Source organism: Amycolatopsis acidiphila, from assembly GCF_021391495.1.
Classification (GTDB): domain Bacteria; phylum Actinomycetota; class Actinomycetes; order Mycobacteriales; family Pseudonocardiaceae; genus Amycolatopsis_E; species Amycolatopsis_E acidiphila.
The window spans coordinates 2,405,223-2,422,900 of sequence record NZ_CP090063.1; the positions used below are offsets into that span (position 1 = coordinate 2,405,223).

At 72.0% G+C, this 17,678-nt stretch carries 16 protein-coding genes; 13 read left to right on the forward strand and 3 right to left on the reverse strand.

Features of this window, described 5'->3' with window-relative positions:
• Together LWP59_RS11715 and LWP59_RS11720 are read left to right on the forward strand one after the other, a co-directional pair.
• Window positions 1–1,929, forward strand: a complete 1,929-nt coding sequence (locus tag LWP59_RS11715) for a S9 family peptidase (protein WP_144643277.1) — start codon at window positions 1–3, stop codon at window positions 1,927–1,929.
• Window positions 1,930–1,963: 34 nt separating this feature from the next.
• Window positions 1,964–2,506 carry a GNAT family N-acetyltransferase gene (locus LWP59_RS11720; RefSeq protein WP_144643278.1) on the forward strand — a complete coding sequence of 181 codons (543 nt, stop codon included), beginning with the start codon at window positions 1,964–1,966 and terminating at the stop codon, window positions 2,504–2,506.
• Here the strand turns inward: LWP59_RS11720 and LWP59_RS11725 are convergent.
• Together LWP59_RS11725 and LWP59_RS11730 are read right to left on the reverse strand one after the other, a co-directional pair.
• Window positions 2,488–3,141, reverse strand: coding sequence for an RES family NAD+ phosphorylase (locus tag LWP59_RS11725; RefSeq protein ID WP_144643279.1), 654 nt, complete (start codon window positions 3,139–3,141; stop codon window positions 2,488–2,490). The genes LWP59_RS11720 and LWP59_RS11725 overlap by 19 nt on opposite strands.
• Window positions 3,142–3,296: 155 nt before the next feature.
• Window positions 3,297–3,881, reverse strand: a complete 585-nt coding sequence (locus tag LWP59_RS11730; protein ID WP_144643280.1) for a DNA-binding protein — start codon at window positions 3,879–3,881, stop codon at window positions 3,297–3,299.
• Window positions 3,882–4,103: 222 nt separating this feature from the next.
• Here LWP59_RS11730 and LWP59_RS11735 point away from each other — a divergent pair, with 222 nt between their 5' ends.
• Genes LWP59_RS11735 through LWP59_RS11745 form a run of 3 tightly spaced genes read left to right on the forward strand, consistent with a single transcriptional unit; the run spans window position 4,104 to window position 7,699 of the window.
• The gene (locus LWP59_RS11735; protein ID WP_144643281.1) at window positions 4,104–5,675 is read left to right on the forward strand and encodes a sugar ABC transporter ATP-binding protein; all 1,572 of its coding nucleotides are present in this window, start codon (window positions 4,104–4,106) and stop codon (window positions 5,673–5,675) included.
• Window positions 5,672–6,691 carry an ABC transporter permease gene (locus tag LWP59_RS11740; protein WP_144643282.1) on the forward strand — a complete coding sequence of 340 codons (1,020 nt, stop codon included), beginning with the start codon at window positions 5,672–5,674 and terminating at the stop codon, window positions 6,689–6,691. The genes LWP59_RS11735 and LWP59_RS11740 overlap by 4 nt, the downstream gene beginning before the upstream one ends.
• 18 nt (window positions 6,692–6,709) lie before the next feature.
• A complete protein-coding gene (locus LWP59_RS11745; protein WP_144643283.1) occupies window positions 6,710–7,699 on the forward strand; it encodes a substrate-binding domain-containing protein in 990 nt (329 codons plus the stop codon).
• On the opposite strand, the gene LWP59_RS11750 is transcribed toward LWP59_RS11745, so the two are convergent.
• Window positions 7,700–8,677, reverse strand: coding sequence for a LacI family DNA-binding transcriptional regulator (locus LWP59_RS11750; protein WP_144643284.1), 978 nt, complete (start codon window positions 8,675–8,677; stop codon window positions 7,700–7,702). It abuts the gene before it with no gap.
• 88 nt (window positions 8,678–8,765) lie between these two features.
• On the opposite strand from LWP59_RS11750, the gene LWP59_RS11755 reads away from it, so the two are divergent.
• The 8 genes from LWP59_RS11755 (at window position 8,766) to LWP59_RS11790 (ending at window position 17,549) form a co-directional block, all read left to right on the forward strand.
• Complete coding sequence (locus LWP59_RS11755; RefSeq protein ID WP_144643285.1) at window positions 8,766–10,181, forward strand: L-fucose/L-arabinose isomerase family protein; 1,416 nt, start codon at window positions 8,766–8,768, stop codon at window positions 10,179–10,181.
• Window positions 10,174–11,676, forward strand: a complete 1,503-nt coding sequence (locus LWP59_RS11760) for an FGGY-family carbohydrate kinase (RefSeq protein WP_373299948.1) — start codon at window positions 10,174–10,176, stop codon at window positions 11,674–11,676. Before LWP59_RS11755 ends, LWP59_RS11760 begins: the two co-directional genes overlap by 8 nt.
• A 34-nt stretch (window positions 11,677–11,710) precedes the next feature.
• Window positions 11,711–12,481, forward strand: coding sequence for an MgtC/SapB family protein (locus tag LWP59_RS11765; protein ID WP_144643287.1), 771 nt, complete (start codon window positions 11,711–11,713; stop codon window positions 12,479–12,481).
• Window positions 12,482–12,609: 128 nt separating this feature from the next.
• Entirely contained in the window at window positions 12,610–13,089 is a 480-nt protein-coding gene (locus LWP59_RS11770; RefSeq protein ID WP_144643288.1) for an MmpS family transport accessory protein, read from the forward strand.
• Between the two features lie 64 nt (window positions 13,090–13,153).
• Window positions 13,154–13,867: an ABC transporter permease gene (locus LWP59_RS11775; protein ID WP_144643301.1), complete on the forward strand. Its 714-nt coding sequence runs from the start codon at window positions 13,154–13,156 to the stop codon at window positions 13,865–13,867.
• Window positions 13,868–13,876: 9 nt separating this feature from the next.
• Window positions 13,877–14,383 carry a mycothiol transferase gene (locus LWP59_RS11780; protein WP_144643289.1) on the forward strand — a complete coding sequence of 169 codons (507 nt, stop codon included), beginning with the start codon at window positions 13,877–13,879 and terminating at the stop codon, window positions 14,381–14,383.
• A gap of 30 nt (window positions 14,384–14,413) precedes the next feature.
• Window positions 14,414–15,163 carry an alpha/beta fold hydrolase gene (locus LWP59_RS11785; RefSeq protein ID WP_144643290.1) on the forward strand — a complete coding sequence of 250 codons (750 nt, stop codon included), beginning with the start codon at window positions 14,414–14,416 and terminating at the stop codon, window positions 15,161–15,163.
• A gap of 208 nt (window positions 15,164–15,371) precedes the next feature.
• On the forward strand, window positions 15,372–17,549 hold the full coding sequence (locus LWP59_RS11790) for a terpene synthase family protein (RefSeq protein WP_144643291.1): 2,178 nt from the start codon (window positions 15,372–15,374) through the stop codon (window positions 17,547–17,549).
• Window positions 17,550–17,678 lie beyond the last annotated feature (129 nt).

A 17,678-nucleotide genomic window follows, 5' to 3' on the forward strand; every position in this document is an offset into this window, starting at 1 on the left:
ATGCGCCCCTCCGACATCGAACTGCTGTCCACTCCGAGCACGCCGGCCCTGCACGGGGATCTGCTGCTCACCGGAGTCTCCACCCCCGACCCCGAAGGCAACGTCTACCGCGGTGCCCTGTGGCGGGTCGGCCTCGACGGGACCGTCCGGCCGTGGACCCACGGCGAGCGCGACTCCGCGCCCGTCATCTCGCCCGACGGGCGCTGGGCCGCCTTCCTGCGCGCGGCCGAGGCGAAGTCGTCGCCGCAGCTGTACGTCATGCCGTCCGACGGCGGCGACGCGCGGCGGCTGACCGACCTGCCGCTGGGCGCGGGCCACCCCGTGTGGGCGCCGGACTCGCGGCGGATCGCCTTCACCGCACGGGTTCCGGAGCCGGGGCGCTACGGCGTGCCGACGGCGACGGGCGAGAAGCCCGAGCCGGGCGAGGAGGCGCCGAGGCACATCAAGCGGTTCGACTACCGCATCGACAACATCGGTTTCCTGCGCGACCGGCCGGAGCGGTTGTTCGTCGTGGACGCGCTCGAGCCCGCGGACGAGCCGACGCCGCTCACCGATGAGCAGGTGGACGTGTCCGAACCGGTGTGGACCCCCGACGGCCAGACGATCCTCGTCGTCGCGCCCCGCGACTGGGGTGCCGCGCAGACCGAGGAGAGCGACCTCTACGCCGTGCCCCTCGCCGGGGGAGAGCCGCGGCTCGCGGTCCGCAGCGCGGGTGGCGTCGAGAAGGCGACCGTTGGCGAGGACGGCACGGTCTGGTTCATCGGCGCCGAGTTCACCTGGCCCTACGCCGAGGCGCGCAACCCCGGGCTCTGGGCCGCGCGGTTGTCCGGCGAGGCCGCGACCCCGCGGCGGCTGACCGACGCCGAGACGGTGCACTGCTTCGCCGGCGCGGGCGCGCCCGCGGTCTTCGGCGACGAGCTGCTGGTGGCTGTGCTGAACCGGGGCGCGGTCGAGCTGCGGGCGGTGCCGCGCGACGCCGAGGAGGCTCCGCTGGACAAGCTCGCCGTGCTCGCCGGGGAGCGCGCGGCGGTGCGGTCCTTCGCCGTGGACGGCGACCGGATCGCCGCCGTGGTGGCCCGCCCGGACAGCACCGGTGACGTCGTGCTCATCTCCGGCGGCGCCCAGCAGGTGCTCACCGACTGGTCGAAGCCGTTGCGGGACAAGGGGATCCGGCCGCTGGAGGAGCTGACGGCCAGCACGCCCGACGGCTACCCGGTGCACGGCTGGCTCGTCGAGCCCGAGGGCGACGGCCCGCACCCGGTGCTCCTGGTCGTGCACGGCGGCCCGTTCGCCGCCTACGACTGGGGCCTGTTCGACGAGGCGCAGGTGTACGCGTCGGCGGGGTACGCGGTCGTGCTGGCGAACCCGCGGGGTTCGGCGGGCTACGGGCAGAGCCACGGCCGCGCGATCGTGCGCGCCTTCGGCACCGTCGACGTCGACGACCTGCTGGCGCTGCTGGACTCCGCGCTGGAACGGCCCGGGCTCGACGCGTCGCGGGTCGGCGTGATGGGCGGTTCCTACGGCGGGTTCATGACCAGCTGGCTCGCGTCGCACCACGGCGAGCGGTTCCGCGCCGCGTGGAGCGAGCGGGCCGTCAACGCCTGGGACTCGATGGTCGGCAGCTCCGACATCGGCTGGTCCTTCGTCGACGCCTACATCGGCGGCGACCTGGCCACGCAGCTCGACCGCAGCCCGCTGACCTACGCCGACCGCATCGGCATCCCGTTCATGGTGGTGCACTCCGAGCACGACTGGCGCTGCCCGGTCGAGCAGGCGCAGCGGCTGTACGTGGCGCTCAAGCGCAACGGCGCGGACGTGGAGATGCTGCTGTTCCCGGGAGAGGGGCACGAACTGAGCCGCTCGGGCAAGCCACGGCATCGGGTCCAGCGGCTCGAGGCGGTCCTCGAGTGGTGGTCGCGGCACCTGTAGAAACCGGCTGGCGGACTCTGGGACGATCCGGGGTATGGGCTGGACGGTACGGCGCGCGGTCCCGGCGGACGCCGCGCGGATCGCGGAGATCAACATCGACGGCTGGCGCGCCGCCTACCGGGGCCTGATCCCGGACTCCTACCTCGACGCGATGCGTCACGAGACCGTCCGCGAGCGGTGGGCCACCGGGCTGCGCAGCTACGCCGAGCCCGCGGCGATGTTCGTCGCGGCGGGCGCGGACTCCGTGGTCGGGTCCTACGCGTTCGTCCAGGCCGTGCGCGAGGAGACGGACCGGCATCCGGTGCACGCCACGGCCGAGCTGTGCGCGATCTACGCGGACCCGCGCCGGCGTGGCACCGGCGCGGGGCACGCGGTGCACCAGGCCGCCCTCGGGCACCTCGCCGCGTTCGGCTTCCGGCACGCCGTGCTGTGGGTACTGACCGGCAACGCGCCGGCGCGGCGGTTCTACGAGGCACACGGGTGGAAGTGCGACGAGGTCGAGAAGGACCTCGAGATCCACGGTGAGCGGACCCAGGAGATCCGGTACTCGCGCCCGCTTCAGGAGAGCAGGACGTAGTTCAGCTGCTCGCAGACCCGGCCCAGCGGGATGTCGAGGCCGGGATGGTCCAGCGGCAGCAGCACGTCCGGCTCGGCGGGCAGCGCCTCGGCCGCCGGCGGGTCCCACAGGCACACCGCGGGCCCGCCGCCGTCCATCGACGAGCGGTACCAGAGCCCGTCGAGGTCGTCGAACGCCTCGCGGATCGCGCGTGCCCACGCCTGCGTGATCTTCTTGGGGCCGCTGGAGATCTCCTGGGACGCGCCGACCCGGGTCGGCCACAGCCCGGACAGGTCGAGCAGCCGCAGCGTCCGCGTCGGGCGCACCACGACCAGCTGCGGCCCCCGGGTGCGACGGTCCACGATGGACGTCGTCTGGAACACCTCGGCGACGCTCGTGCGCACCGAGAGGCCGAAGTACACGACGCCGTTGTCCGGGTCGTGCACCGGAGCCCCGCGATGTCCCGGCTGCTGCTGGTCGAACCGCCCGTGCGGCAGCGGACCGGTGTGCCGGAAGGAGTTCCAGCGCTGCGGGTGCGAGGAGTGCGCGCTGAAGATGCGGACCAGCCGGGTCGCGGGGTGCACGGCGACGACGTCCTCGTCGTGCAGCTGGGCGACCAGCACCGAACGCCGGGGCGGCAGGGGAAGCCGGGCCATGTCGTGCGGTTACCGCCTAACGTCTGTTTCGGAGTGGTTCGAGTGGCGGCGGGGGTAGCGGAACCTCAGGCGCCCCGTCGCCGTGCGATCGCTCATGAATGCCGGCTCACTACCTCAGCGCTGTCCCGGGTGCTTCGCCGCTGAAGAACCCCAACTCAGAACGCCGTGCCGAGCGTGCCGGCGAGTGCGGCCACGGGGCGCGGGTCGCCGCCGGCGAGCAGCCACTGCCGGGGCGTGACGGCCTCGCCCGCGATCTCCAGGTCGTCCTGCTTCGTGGTCATGAAGGCCGCGACCACGAGCGCGGGCTCGTCCCCGGGCACGGCGGCGAGCACCGCGTCGAGGCTCGGCAGCACGCCGTCCTCGGTGAACTGCCAGGCGGGCAGCCGCCAGCCGCCCTGGTCCTTCCAGCCGGTCAGCCGCCGCGCGGCCAGCCGGTGCCGGACCCGGCTCGGGTCGATGCCGAGCCGGCCCGCCGCGGCCGAGACGGTGAGCGCCGACTCGGCCAGCACGGCCTGCGCGGCGACCGCGCGGGCCCGGTAGTCGGGCTCGTCCTCGTGGTACGGCGAGAGGTCGAGGCCGGCTTCGGCGAGCGCCTGCCGCTGGCCGGGGGCGAAGAAGTGCGCGGGATCGGGGTTCGGCGGGACCAGCCGACGCGCCGCGTCCTCGACCAGGGTCAGGAACTCCGCGGCCGCGATCCGGAGTCCCGCCTTGGCGAGCACGTCCTCCAACGCGATTGTCACAGCACCCAGACTAGCCCAGCTGTGCGCCTTCGTGCGCTTTACAGTGTGAATTCACCGAGAACGAACACGAGCAGCACATAGTCAAACACGACGCGTAGGCGGATCCGGTTCAGTGTCGCAACTGGACGGCCGAGTGTCCACCCCGGAGGCGGCTTGACATGTGTGCTGGGTCACTCTAGCTTCGCCTGGTAATCGATTTCTCGCGAGGCGGCGGAGGTGGGAATGGGCGACGAGGCCGCGCCGCTGGTCGAGCTGATCGGGGTCAGCAAGTCCTTCGGCGGGGTGCACGCCGTCCGCGACGTCGACCTCGCCATCCGCGCGGGCGAGGTGCACGCGCTGCTCGGGGAGAACGGCGCCGGGAAGTCGAGCCTGATGAAGGTGCTCTCCGGCGAGCTCGCCGCCGACCACGGCGAGATCCGGATCGACGGAAGACCGGTGCGCCTGCACGGTCCCGCGGATGCGCAGCGCGCGGGCGTGGCGATGATCCACCAGGAGCTGGACCTGGTGCCCGCGCTGTCGGTCGCGGAGAACGTCTTCCTCGGCCGCGAGCCCAGGACCCGGCTCGGCACCCTCGACCGGCGGCGGATGCTGGCCGACACCGCGCGGCTGCTGGATCGCGCGGGGGTCGCGTTCGACCCGCGGCGGCCGGTCGAGGAGCTGCGCACCGGTGAGCAGCAGCTGGTCGTCATCGTCAAGGCGCTCTCGCTGGACGCCCGGATCCTGATCATGGACGAGCCGACCTCCGCGCTCTCCGCCCGGGAGGTCGAGCGGCTGTTCGAGGTGATCGGCGAGCTGCGGCGCTCGGGCGCCGGGATCGTCTACATCTCGCACCGGATGGAGGAGATCGGCCGGATCGCCGACCGGGCCACCGTGCTGCGCAACGGCGGCGTGGTGGCCGAGTTCGACGCGCGGTCGATGACCGCGGCACAGGCGTCCGAGGCGATGGTCGGACGCCCGGTGCACCTGATGTTCCGCGCCGCCGGGGAAAGCGCGCCGGCACAAGGGGAGGAGCTGCTGCGCGTGGAGGGGCTGGCGGTGCGGGTACGGCGGCCCCGGCCGGGCAGGAGGGAGCCGGCCGGGGTCGCGCTCAGCGTGGCGAAGGGCGAGATCGTCGGGCTGGCCGGGCTGCTCGGCGCCGGCCGCACCGAACTGCTCGAGACCCTGTACGGAGCCGGCCCGAAGGGCGCCTGGATCGGGCGGGTGCTGTTACGGGGCAAGGAGATCAGGCCACGCAGTCCGCGGCACGCGCTGAAGCTGGGCATCGCGTTCGTGCCCGAGGACCGCCGCATCTCGGGGCTCGCACTGGAGCACTCGGTACTCGCGAACACCGTGTTGTCCATTATGGACCGCATCGCGCGGCTGGGCTGGGTGCCGCGAGGCCGTGAACAGGGCGTGGCACGAGCTTCCACACAGGAGCTGGGGGTGAAGCTCGCGTCGCTGCGGCATCCGGTCGGCGCGCTCTCGGGCGGCAACCAGCAGAAGGTCGTGCTCGGGCGCAGCCTGCTCACCGAACCCGCGCTGCTGTTGCTCGACGAGCCGACGCGCGGCGTGGACGTCGGCGCCAAGGCCGAGATCTACCGGCTGCTGGGCGAGGCCGCGAGCCGCGGGGTGGGCGTGCTGCTCGCCTCGTCCGAGCCTGCCGAGCTGGTCGGGGTCTGTCATCGCGTCGTGGTGCTGCGCGGCGGGCGCAGCGTGCGGGAGCTGGACACCGCGGAGGTGTCCGAGGCCGATCTGCTCGCCGCCGCGATGGGGCAGGGCAGCCTGGAGGACCTGGTCGCGGGAGGGGCGCGATGACCGCCGAGCTCACCGAGGCACCACCGAAGCGGCGCGACATCCTCGCGGCCGTGTTCAGGTTCCAGAGCCTGTTCGGGCTCGTGCTGGTGTTCCTGGCGGCCGTCGTGTACTCGCCGAGCAAGAACGGGGAGCTGCTGTTCCTCGACTCGGGGAACCTGTTCAACGTCGTGCGGTCCATCTCCGAGATCGGCATTCTCGCCGTGGGGATGACGCTGGTGATCCTCATCGGCGGGATCGACCTGTCGGTCGGCTCGGTGCTGGGGCTCGCGAGCGTCGGCTCGGCGGTCCTGCTGGTGAACAACGACCTCGGCGTCGTGCCGGTGGTGCTCGCCGTGCTGGCGATCGGGCTCGGCTTCGGCCTGCTGCAGGGCGTCGCGGTCGCCCGGTTCCGCATCCAGGCGTTCATCGTGACCCTGGCCGGGATGCAGATCGCCCGCGGGCTGGCCCGGATCTGGTCCGGCGGGCAGGGCATCACGATCACCTACGGCGACGCGCCCGGCCAGGCGCCCGCGGTGTTCTCGCTGCTGGGCGAGCGCACCTTCGACGGGCTCGTGCCGATCCCGGCGCTGATCTTCATCGTGGTCGCCGCGCTGGCGGTCCTGCTGCTGCGGGTCAGCTCCTTCTCCCGGCACGTCTACGCGATCGGCGGCAACGAGAAGGCCGCGCGCCTGTCGGGTGTGCCGGTGAACCGGGTGAAGGTCCTGGTATTCGGGATCTGCGGCCTGCTCGCGGCACTGGCGGGGATCGTGCACGCCGGGCAGCTCAACTTCGGCGGGCCCAACGACGGCGCGATGTACGAGCTCGACGCGATCGCCGCGGTCGTCATCGGCGGCACAAGCCTGTCCGGCGGGCGCGGGTCGGTCGTCGGCACGGTCGCCGGGGCGCTGCTGGTCGGCGTGCTGCGCAACATCCTGGCGCTCAACAACGTGGACTCGAACGTGCAGCTGTTGATCATCGGCCTGGTCATCGTGCTGGCCGCGGGCCTGCAGCGGCTGCGGCCCGCTTCGGTTTCCTGACAACGAGATGGGGTTGGTATGACAAGGAAGTCGGCCATCGTCCTGGGCGCCTGCGTGCTGCTGGCCGCGTGCGGGACGACGCACGAGAACACCGGTGCCGCCGGGCCCAGCTCGGCGGCGAAATGCGGCGGCCCGTCCGGCTCGTACACGATCGGCATGAGCCAGGCCAACGTCGCCGAACCCTACCGGCAGCGGATGGACGACGACATCCGCGCGGCGGCCGCCGCGGTGCCCCAGTTCAAGGTGAACTTCGCCGACGCCGCGCAGGACAACTCCAAGCAGGTCGAGCAGGTCGACAACTTCCTCACCCAGCAGATCGACCTGCTGATCATCAGCCCGAACGAGGCGACGCCGCTCACCGCGCCGGTCAAACGCGCCTTCGACAAGGGCATCCCGGTGCTGGTGCTCGACCGCAAGGTCGACGGCGACGCCTACACCGAGTTCATCGGCGCGGACAACGTCGACATCGGCAGGCAGGCCGGGCAGTACTTCGCGAACGTGCTGCTGCCCCAGGGCGGGAAGATCGCCGAGATCCGCGGGCTCGCCGGTTCCACGCCCGCGAAGGAGCGCGGCGACGGCTTCGCACAGGGCATCCAGGGGCACAACGTCCAGATCGTCGCCACCCAGGACGGTGACTGGTTGCGCGACAAGGGCCAGCAGCAGGCAGACGCGATCCTGAAGGCGCACCCGGACATCCAGGCGATCTACTCCCAGAACGACCCGATGGCCGAAGGGGCCCGGATCGCGGCGCAGAACGCCGGCCGCGCCGACCTGCCGATCACCGGGATCGACGGGCTGCCCATCGAGGCGGGCGGGATCAAGGCCGTCGAGGCTGGCCGGCTCTCGGCGACGTTCGTCTATCCCACGGGCGGCAAGGAGGCGATCGACGCGGCGAAGAAGATCCTGCTCGACTGCCAGCCGGTGCCCAAGACCCAGACCCTGGGCACGCAGTTGGTCACCAAGGCCAACGCCGCCCAGGTCTACGCAACCCTCAACGAGGGCAAGTAGTCACCCGCGCCGGGTGCTGCCGCGCTCGATGAGGTGGGCGGCCAGGGTGGTGGCGACGGGCGGCGTGGCGGGCTCGCCGATGCGGGCGAGCAGCAGGCGGGCCGCCTCCGCGCCGATCTCGCGCGCCGGCTGCGCGACGACGGTGAGCGGCGGGTCGATCAGGGTCGCCCACGGGACGTCGTCGAACGCGACCACGCCGACGTCCCGGCCCAGCCGCAGGCCCGCCTCACCGAGGGCCTCCAGAACGCCGATCGCCATCGCGCTGTTCGCCACGAGCAACGCGTCCGGCGCGTCCCCGAGCAGGTCCTCGGTCGCCTGCCTGCCGCCGGAGGCGCGGTACTCGGCCCGCCGCTCCAGCCGCGGCCCGCGCCCGGCGGCGTCGAGCGCGTCGCGGTACCCGGCGAGCCGGTCGTCGGCCGTGCGCACCCCGGCGGGGCCGGTGACGCAACCGATCCGGGTGTACCCGGAGGAGATGAGGTGCTCGGTGGCCTCCCGCGCGGCCAGCCTGCTGTCCACGAGGACCTGGTCGCATTCGACCAGCGGCCGGTCGACCGCGACCACGGGGGTGCCGCGTTGACGGAGCCGCTCGACACTGGAGGAGACGTCGGTCGGGGACAGCACCACGCCGGCCACCCGCTCCTGCAGCGCGACGTCGATGTAGCGCTGCTCCTTCTCCGGGTTCTCGTCGGAGTTGCACAGCACGACCGAGTACCCGGCCGTCTGCGCGGTGTCCTCGACGCCGCGCGCGATCGCGGTGAAGAACGGGTTCTCCACGTCGGAGATGATCAGCGCGAGCACCGCGGTCTCCTGGCGGCGCAGGTTCCGGGCGAGGCCGTTGGGGTGGTAGCCCAGCTCGTCGGCCGCCGCCCGCACCCGCGCGACCAGGACGGGGTCCACTGTGGACTTGCCGTTGAGCGCCCTGGACACGGTCGCCGTGGAGACGCCGGCCCGTCTGGCCACGTCGCTGATGGTCGCCACGGCGACCTCCTTCCCGCAGGCGGCCTTGACGCCGCCCCCAGCCGAGAATAGCGTCCCAGGTAATCGATTACCCGCACTAGGAGGCATTGTGGCCCGCATCGGCGTCATCAGCATTTCCGATGGGCGTGACCATGTGCACGCCCGCAACGCCGGGTTCATCCAGTCCAAACAGGACGCGCTGGTCAGGTCACTGCGCGCGGCGGGGCACGAGGTGGTCGCGGGCAGTGACCTCGTCGCCACCAACACCCTGGCCACCTCGGTCGCGCGCGGGGTCGCGGCCGCCGACGTCGATGTCACCGTCTTCTACTACGCGGTGTGGAGCTTCCCGCACTTCACGATGCTGGCCGCCGACGCCACGCGCAGCCCGCTGATCCTCGTGGCCAGCACCGACCCGACCGAGCCCGGGCTGGTCGGCATGCTCGCCGCCGGCGGGGCGCTCGACCAGATCGGCCGCACGCACACGCGGCTGTGGGGCGCGCCCGACGACGCGGAGCTGGCCGCGAACGTCGGCGTGCAGGCGCGTGCGGCCAGCGCGGTCGCGTCGCTGCGTGGCTCGACCTTCGGCCGCTTCGGCGGCCGTCCGATGGGGATGAACACGGCCGTCGCGAACACCGACCAGTGGATGCGTCAGTTCGGCATCGACGTCGAGGAGATCGACCAGTACGAGCTGGTCCTGCGCGCCGAGCGGGCCGACGCCGGCGAGGCGGCGAAGGCCAGGGAGTGGATCGAGGCGAACGCGGCGGGCGTGCACTACGACGGCAAGAAGCTCACCCCGGAGCTGCTGGAGCGCCAGATCCGCTCGTACCTGGCGATCCGCGACATCATCGCCGAGCGCGACCTGGACTTCTCCGGGATCAAAGGTCAGCCGGAGCTGACCGAGCACTTCGCGACCATGGACGTCACCGAGGCCGTCCTCAACGACCCGTACGACTGGAACGGGCCCAAGGACGTGCACGTCACCGCCACCGAGGCGGACATGGACGGCGCGCTCACCATGCAGCTGTTCCACAAGATCACCGGCACCCCGGTGCTGTTCGCCGACGTGCGGCACTACCACGCCGACCGCGACATCTGGGACCTGTGCAACTCCGGGCAGCACGCCACCTGGTTCGCCGCCCGCAGCGACGACCCGGCCGAGAACCTCGCCAAGGTCAACTTCTACCCGGAGGTGTTCTTCTTCCCGGCCGGTGGCGCCTCGGTGCAGCACATCGCCGCGCCCGGGCAGATGACGCTGGGACGGCTGACGCGCCAGGCGGGGGAGTACCGGCTGCAGCTCATGCTGGGCGAGTTCGAAAGCTACGACGACGCCACGAACGACCGGCTGATGCGGCAGTCCACCCCGGAGTGGCCGCACGCGTTCGCCCGGCTGGACGCGCCCGGCGAGGTGTTCCTGTCGAACTTCGGCGCCAACCACATCCACGCCGTGCCGGGCGATGTCCGTGCCGAGATGCGTGCGGCCGCGCAGCTGCTGGGCGTCCGGGTCGATGAGTGGACTCGTGGCTGACCCGGCGGGCCTGCTCGTCGGCATCGACATCGGCACGTCGAGCTCGAAGGGCGTTCTCGTCACCCCGGCCGGCGAGATCGTCGCGCGGGCCTCGCGGGCGCACGAGACGTCGTACCCGCACCCGGGCTGGGTCGAGCACGACGCGGAAAAGGTGTGGTGGCAGGACTTCCTGGCGCTGAGCCGGGAGCTGGCCGACGCCGCCGCCGGGCGGCCGCTGGGCGGCCTGGCGGTCAGCGGCATCGGCCCGGTCCTGCTGCCCGCGGACGCCGCCGGGCGCCCGCTGCGCCCGGCGATCCTCTACGGCGTCGACACCCGCGCCGACCGGGAGATCGTCGAGCTGACCGAAGAACTGGGTGCGGACGCGATCCTGGAACGAGCGGGCACGGCGTTGTCGTCGCAGGCCGTCGGTCCGAAGTGGCGCTGGCTCGCGCGGCACGAGCCGGAGGTGTTCGAGCGGACGAGCCTGTTCCTGATGGCCAGCTCCTACCTCGTGCACCGGCTCACCGGCGAGTACGTGCTGGACCACCACTCGGCCAGCCAGTGCGACCCGATGTACGACCTGCGGGCGGGGGAGTGGGCCGCGGACTGGGCCGCCCGCGTCGCCCCCGGCGTCGAGCTGCCGCGGCTGGTCTGGCCGACCGAGGTCGCGGGCACGATCTCCGCCGCCGCGGCGGCGGAAACCGGTCTGCCGCAAGGGCTTCCGGTCGCCGGCGGCACGGTCGACGCGTGGGCCGAGGCGGCCAGCGTCGGCGTGTCCGAGCCGGGGGACACGATGGTCATGTACGGCACCACGATGTTCCTCATCCAGGTGCTGGCCGACCCGCGCCCGCACACCGGGCTGTGGACGACGTGCGGCGCCTTCCCCGGCACGTACTCGCTCGCCGCGGGCATGGCGACCTCGGGAGCCATCACCGACTGGCTGCGCAAGCTGGTCGGCGGCGACTTCGCGGACCTGGTGCGGCAGGCGGCCGACGTGCCCGCGGGCAGCCGCGGGCTGTTGCTGCTGCCGTACTTCGCCGGGGAGCGCACGCCGCTGTTCGACCCGGACGCGCGCGGGATGATCGCCGGGCTGACCACCGCGCACGGGCTGGGCGAGCTCTACCGCGCGGCGCTGGAAGGAATCGCCTACGGCGTGCGGCACAACCTCGAAGCCATGCACGCCTCCGGCGGCAGGGCGCAGCGGCTCGTCGCCGTGGGCGGCGGCACCCAGGGCGGGCTGTGGACGCAGATCGTCAGCGACGTGACCGGTGCGCAGCAGCAGGTCCCGGCCGAGACGATCGGCGCGGCCTTCGGTGACGCCCTGCTCGCGGCGGTGGCCGTCGGCACGGAGCCCCGGGAATGGAACCCGGTCGCCGGCACGGTCCGCCCCGATCCCGCCCGGGCCGCGGTGTACGAGGAGTTCTACGCGCACTACCGCTCGCTCTACCCGTCCACAGTGGACACGGCGCACTTCCTCGCGGCCCAGCAGCGGGCCGCCGACCGCGCGCGGGCATGATGGGGGCCTTCCGACGCGGAGAGGTGGTTGAGCGATGCCCCACACGCTGGCGTTCAGCATCGGCGAGCCGACCGGCCAGAGTTGGACCCAGATCTGGGAGCTGCTGCTCGCGCTGCTGCTGTGCTCGCTGATCGGGCTGGAGCGCGAGCTCAAGCAGAAGAGCGCCGGGCTGCGCACGCACACCCTGGTCGGCGTGGGCGCCGCGCTGTTCCTGCTGGTCAGCAAGTACGGCTTCACCGATGTGCTGGCCCAGGGCCAGATCGTGCTCGACCCCTCGCGCGTCGCGGCGCAGATCGTGTCCGGCGTCGGCTTCATCGGCGGCGGGCTGATCTTCGTCCGGCGTGACGTGGTGCGCGGCCTCACCACCGCGGCGGTCGTGTGGATGAGCGTCGCGGTGGGCTGCGCGTGCGCGGCCGGGCTACCGCTGCTCGCGGTGGTGGTGACGGCGGCGCACTTCCTCGTGGTCTACGGCTACCCGCCGCTGATCCGCCTCGCGACCCGCACCCGCCCGGCGACATCGGCCGTGCGGGTGACCTATCGCGACGGTGAGGGTGTGTTGCGGACCGTGCTCGAACTGGCCACGCGCTCGGGCTATTCGGTGGAGCACGCGGTCACCGAGCGCCAGCCCCTCGACCGCGAGGAGGAGGACGAGCACGGCCGCACCCTGGTGCAGGCGCGCGGGCTCATCGACCTGCGGCTGCGCCTGGTCGGGCCACGGAACGTGAACGAGCTGCTGACCGCGCTCGCCGACCAGCCGGGAGTCGTCGCGGTCGAGACCGGGGACGTCGACGATCGGACCGAGTGACCGTCGGCGTCCCCCGTCCGAGTGAAATGGATCGCACAGGGCTCATCCTCGTAACGATTCGTGCTCGCCTGCCGAGTAGTAGTTGACGCGCTCGGTGGAAGCGCGGTGAGTCGAGAGAAGACCCTGCCATGGGTGTTGTCCCCGCGGTGAGGCCCGCCGGACGGCGGCTCCGCTCCGGAACGGTCGTGCTGCTGGCCGGCCTGGGCGTGCTGCTGGTCGTCGGGGTGGTTTCGGCGGTCGTCGCCGGGCAGCGTTCGGCCGACCCCTCGCCGGCGACGCTCAACGAGATCAACGTGCCGGCCGCGCCGGTGCCGGTGCCGGTCGTCGTGCACCTGGTGACCTACGAGCTCACCGGCGGCGGCAGCGCGCTCAACATCACCTACGTGGGCCAGGGCGCGGACATCGAGCAGGTCTCCCAGGCGGCCACCCCCTGGTCGGCGACCGTCGACCACACCAGCACCACGGGCGGCAGCGAGTACTTCAGCCTGACCGCGCGCAATGCCGGGCCGGGCAGCCTCGGCTGCCGGATCAGCGTCGACGGCACCACGGTGAGCGAGTCCACCACCGGCCCGCAGGGCGTGGTGCGCTGCTCGAAGTCCCTGAGCTGACGGAGCTGCCCACCGGCCCTGGGATCATCAACCCGTGACGGGTGCGACGATCGTCTTCGGTCCGATGCTCGCGATCGTGCTGGCCGCGCTGGTCGCGCTCGGCGCGGTGGTGCTGTGGCTCGGCGGGCTGGGCAGAGCCCGCGCGGTCGTCACGGCCGCGCTGCGGGCCGTCGCGCAGCTGGCCGCCGTCTCGTTCGTCATCACGGCGATCCTGAGGTCCGGCTGGCTCACAGTGCTGTTCGTGCTGGCGATGTTCGGCGTCGCGGCGGTCACCTCCGCGCGCCGGGTCGGCGTGCCCCGGCAGGTGGCGTTCATCGCCACCGCAATCGGCGCGGGCGTTCTCCCGGTGCTGGTGCTCGTGCTGGGGACCGGTGTCGTGCCGTGGAAGCCGATCGCGGTCGTGCCGGTGGCAGGCATCGTGATCGGCGGCGTCATGTCCGCGACCTCGCAGGCCGCGCGGCGCGCGCTCGACGAGCTCAGGATCCGCCACGGCGAGTACGAGGCGGCGCTCGCCCTGGGGTTCCTGCCCCGGGCCGCGGCGCTGGAGATCTGCCGCCCCTCGGCGTCGCAGGCCCTGATCCCGGCGCTCGACCAGACCCGCACGGTCGGCCTGGTGACGCTGCCCGGCGCGTACGTCGGGGTGCTGCTGGGCGGCGCCGGCCCGCTGCAGGCGGGCATCACCCAGGTGCTCGTGCTCATCGGGCTGCTCGCCGCGGAGGCCGTCGCCGTGCTCGTGGCCGTCCAGTTCGTCGCGGCGGGACGGATCGCGAGGCCCTAAGTTGGGCGTATGAGTGTTGCGGATCTTGTGATCGACGGCTTCGACCGCATTCAGCAGGTCGTGCGAGGCGCCGTCAAGGGACTGAACGAGGACCAGCTGGCCACGCGGCTCGCGGACGAGGCGAACACCGTCGCCTGGCTCGTCTGGCATCTCACCCGCGTGCAGGACGGGCACCTCGCCGACCTCGAGGACGCCCCGCAGGTGTGGACCGAGCAGGGCTGGCACGAGCGGTTCGCGCTGCCGTTCGGCCCGGAAGCCACGGGCTACGGCCAGAGTGCGGACGAGGTCGCCGCGGTGCGGGTGTCGGCGAAGCTGCTGACCGGCTACCACGACGCGGTGCACGACCGGAGCGTCGCCTGGCTCGGCGGGCTGAAGGAGTCCCAGCTCGACAAGGTCGTCGACGACGCGTGGGACCCGCCGGTCACCCTCGGCGTCCGGCTGGTCAGCGTCCTGTCCGACGACCTGCAGCACGCCGGGCAGGCCGCCTACATCAGGGGCATCCTGCTGAAGCGATGAGTTTCCGCGGCCGCGGGGGTCTGTCCTGGCATGGCTGACTACGCGACCGTGAACGGCTTGAAGATGTACTACGAGGTGCATGGCGAGGGCAGACCCGTCGTGCTGTTGCACGGCGGCGTGCTCACCCTCGAGCTGAGCTTCGGGCCGATGCTGCCCCAGCTCGCCACCGGCCGTCAGGTCATCGGTGTGGAGCTGCAGGGGCACGGCCACACGGCTGACATCGACCGCGAGGTCACGCTCGGCGGCCTCGCCGGGGACGTCGTCGCCCTGCTCGACGAGCTGGGCCTGGAGCGGGCCGACCTGTTCGGGTTCAGCCTCGGCGGCCTCGTCGCGCTGGAGCTCGCGACCGCGCACCCGGGACGGGTGGACCGGCTGGTGCTCGCCTCGACCCACTACCGGCCCGACGGATACCACGCCGACATCCACGACCCGGCGTTGCAGGCGGCGTCCACCCGGATGCCCACCGAGGCCGACTTCGCCGAGATGTTCCAGGCGTACCAGCGAGTCGCGCCGGAACCGGAGCGGTTCGACAGCTTCAAGGCGAAGGTGTCCGAGGCGGTCGCGCGGCTCGAGGGCTGGTCCGCCGACCAGTTGCGCGCCGTCACCGCGCCGACCCTGCTGATCGTCGGCGACAACGACTTCGTGCGGCTCGAGCACGCCATCGAGATGGCCGGGCTGATCCCGGACGCGCAGCTGGCGGTCCTGCCCGGGACGACGCATTCGAACGTCCTGCGCCGCACCGGGCTCGTGCTGCCGATGGTCGAGTCGTTCCTGCGCTGAGCCGAACGGGGCAGCTCCGGCCGACCGGGTGAGTTCCGCTGGTCGTACCGGCGTTTCCCCCGGCGTTCGTCGCGGTCCCCGGCGGGGTGCGCGCCGGGGAAGCGGCGCGTGACCTACCGAGCGTGGTCCCGGGTTCATTCGGACAGGTAGGCCATCCCGCCGGAATGGCCCTCGCCGCCGCCGGTGCCCGGCTGGAACTGTCAGGGGCATGCAGGCTTTCACGTTGCCCGACTTCTACCTGCCGTATCCGGCGCGGATCAACCCCAATCTGGAACGCACCCGCGCGCACAGTGACGAGTGGGCGCGGCGGATGGGCATGCTGGACTCGCCGACGCCGGACGGGGGACTGGTCTGGGACGCCGACCGCATGTCGAAAATGGACTACGCGCTGATGTGCGCGTACACCCACCCCGACTGCGACGGGCCGGCGCTCGATCTGGTCACCGACTGGTACGTCTGGGTGTTCTTCTTCGACGACCACTTCCTCGAGCAGTTCAAGTACTCGCGCGACCTCGCAGGCGCCAAGGCCTACCTCGACCGGCTGGAGCTGTTCATGACGGACGAGCCGCCGGAGGTGACCAACCCCGCGGAGGCGGGCCTGAAGGACCTGTGGGAGCGGACGGTGCCCTCGATGTCGGAGGGCTGGCGGCGGCGGTTCGTCACCAGCACGCACAACCTGATGGTCGAGTCCATGTGGGAGCTGGACAACATCGACCGCGGCCGGATCGCCAACCCGATCGAGTACATGCAGATGCGGCGGAAGGTCGGTGGCGCGCCGTGGTCGGCGAACCTCGTCGAGTACGCCGTCGGCGCGGAGGTGCCGGACGGCCTGGCCGCGACGCGCCCGGTCCAGGTGCTGACCGACACCTTCGCCGACGCCGTGCACCTGCGCAACGACCTGTTCTCCTACCAGCGGGAGGTGCAGGAGGAGGGGGAGAACTCGAACGCGGTGCTGGTGTTCGAGCGGTTCCTGGACGTGCCGACGCAGGAGGCGGCGGACCTGGTCAACGAGCTGCTGACCTCGCGACTGCAGCAGTTCGAGAACACCGCGCTGACCGAGATCCCCGCATTGCTGGCCGATCGCGCTGTCCCGCCGCACGAGCAGGCCGGTGTCGGCGCGTACGTGAAGGGACTGCAGGACTGGCAGGCGGGCGGCCACGAATGGCATGCGCGGTCGAGCCGGTACATGAACGAGGGTGCCGCGTCGGGCGGGCTCGCCGGTCCGACGGGGCTGGGCACCTCGGCCGGCCGGTTGTCGTTTTCCCCGGGTGTCAAGGCGAAAGCGCGCCAGCACGCGCACGCGCTGTTCCGGCCGGTCGGCTCGCAGTCCGAGCCGGAGATCGCGATGCCGTTCCCGGTGCGGACGAGTCCGCACATCGACGCCGCCCGCGAGTACTCGGTGGGCTGGGCGCGCGAGATGGGGATGCTGGACGCCGGGGTGTGGGACGAGCGCCGCTACACCGGGCTGGACCTGGCGCACTGCGCGTCGATGATCCACGCCGACGCGAGCCCGGAGCAGCTGAACCTGTCGACGGACTGGCTCACCTGGGGCACCTTCGGCGACGACTACTATCCCATCGCCTTCGGCGCGACGCGCAACCTCGCGGCGGCGAAGCACCTGACCGACCGCCTGCCGCGGTTCATGCCGTTGGACGCGGGCGAGACCCCGCCGCCGACGAACCCGATCGAGGGTGGTCTCGCGGACCTGTGGCAGCGCACGGCGGGCCCGATGACGGAGTCCTCGCGGGCGACGTTCCGCAAGGCGGTGCGGGACATGACCGAGAGCTGGTTGTGGGAGCTGTGGAACCAGGCGCAGCACCGCATCCCGGACCCGATCGACTACGTCGAGATGCGGCGCAGGACCTTCGGGTCGGACATGACGATGAGCCTCGCGCGGCTTGCGCACGCCGACGTCGTGCCCCCGGAGATCTACCGGAACGGGGTGCTGCACGAGCTGGACACGGCGGCGCAGGACTACGCATGCTTCACGAACGACCTGTTCTCGTACCAGAAGGAGATCGAGTTCGAGGGCGAGCTGCACAACATGGTGCTGGTGGTGGAGAACTTCCTCGGTGTGGACGTGGCGGGCGCGCGGGATCTCGTGGCACGCCTGATGAACGCGCGGATGGCACAGTTCGAGCACATCGTCGCGAACGACCTGCCAGCCCTGTTCGAGGACCTGTCCCTCGGCGAGGAGACGCGCACGGCCCTGACCCGCCACGCGGAAGATCTGAAGGAGTGGATGTCGGGAATCCTCGAGTGGCACCGGAAATGCGTCCGGTACACGGAGCCGGAGCTGGAGCGCAACCGCGTGCCTGGTTTGGAATTTTCTTTTCCGCCGACCGGATTGGGAACGGCTTCGCTCCACCTCGCTCCGGCGCCGTGATCGGCTACCGGAGCTTGGGGCGCTCGCCGCCGCTCAGCCTCGGTGCCGCCGTATCCAGTCGACCGTGCAGCAGGCCTGGCACGGTTCGAGGCGGCCGGGCTCGACCTCGGTCCACGCGACCGGCACCTT

Bases quoted from the DNA above. Each gene is read 5' to 3' on its own strand.
- LWP59_RS11715 (WP_144643277.1), top strand. From the start codon at position 1: ATGCGCCCCTCCGACATCGAACTGCTGTCCACTCCGAGCACGCCGGCC.
- LWP59_RS11720 (WP_144643278.1), top strand. From the start codon at position 1,964: ATGGGCTGGACGGTACGGCGCGCGGTCCCGGCGGACGCCGCGCGGATC.
- LWP59_RS11725 (WP_144643279.1), bottom strand. From the start codon at position 3,141: ATGGCCCGGCTTCCCCTGCCGCCCCGGCGTTCGGTGCTGGTCGCCCAG.
- LWP59_RS11735 (WP_144643281.1), top strand. From the start codon at position 4,104: ATGGGCGACGAGGCCGCGCCGCTGGTCGAGCTGATCGGGGTCAGCAAG.
- LWP59_RS11740 (WP_144643282.1), top strand. From the start codon at position 5,672: ATGACCGCCGAGCTCACCGAGGCACCACCGAAGCGGCGCGACATCCTC.
- LWP59_RS11745 (WP_144643283.1), top strand. From the start codon at position 6,710: ATGACAAGGAAGTCGGCCATCGTCCTGGGCGCCTGCGTGCTGCTGGCC.
- LWP59_RS11765 (WP_144643287.1), top strand. From the start codon at position 11,711: ATGCCCCACACGCTGGCGTTCAGCATCGGCGAGCCGACCGGCCAGAGT.
- LWP59_RS11770 (WP_144643288.1), top strand. From the start codon at position 12,610: ATGGGTGTTGTCCCCGCGGTGAGGCCCGCCGGACGGCGGCTCCGCTCC.
- LWP59_RS11775 (WP_144643301.1), top strand. From the start codon at position 13,154: ATGCTCGCGATCGTGCTGGCCGCGCTGGTCGCGCTCGGCGCGGTGGTG.
- LWP59_RS11780 (WP_144643289.1), top strand. From the start codon at position 13,877: ATGAGTGTTGCGGATCTTGTGATCGACGGCTTCGACCGCATTCAGCAG.
- LWP59_RS11785 (WP_144643290.1), top strand. From the start codon at position 14,414: ATGGCTGACTACGCGACCGTGAACGGCTTGAAGATGTACTACGAGGTG.
- LWP59_RS11790 (WP_144643291.1), top strand. From the start codon at position 15,372: ATGCAGGCTTTCACGTTGCCCGACTTCTACCTGCCGTATCCGGCGCGG.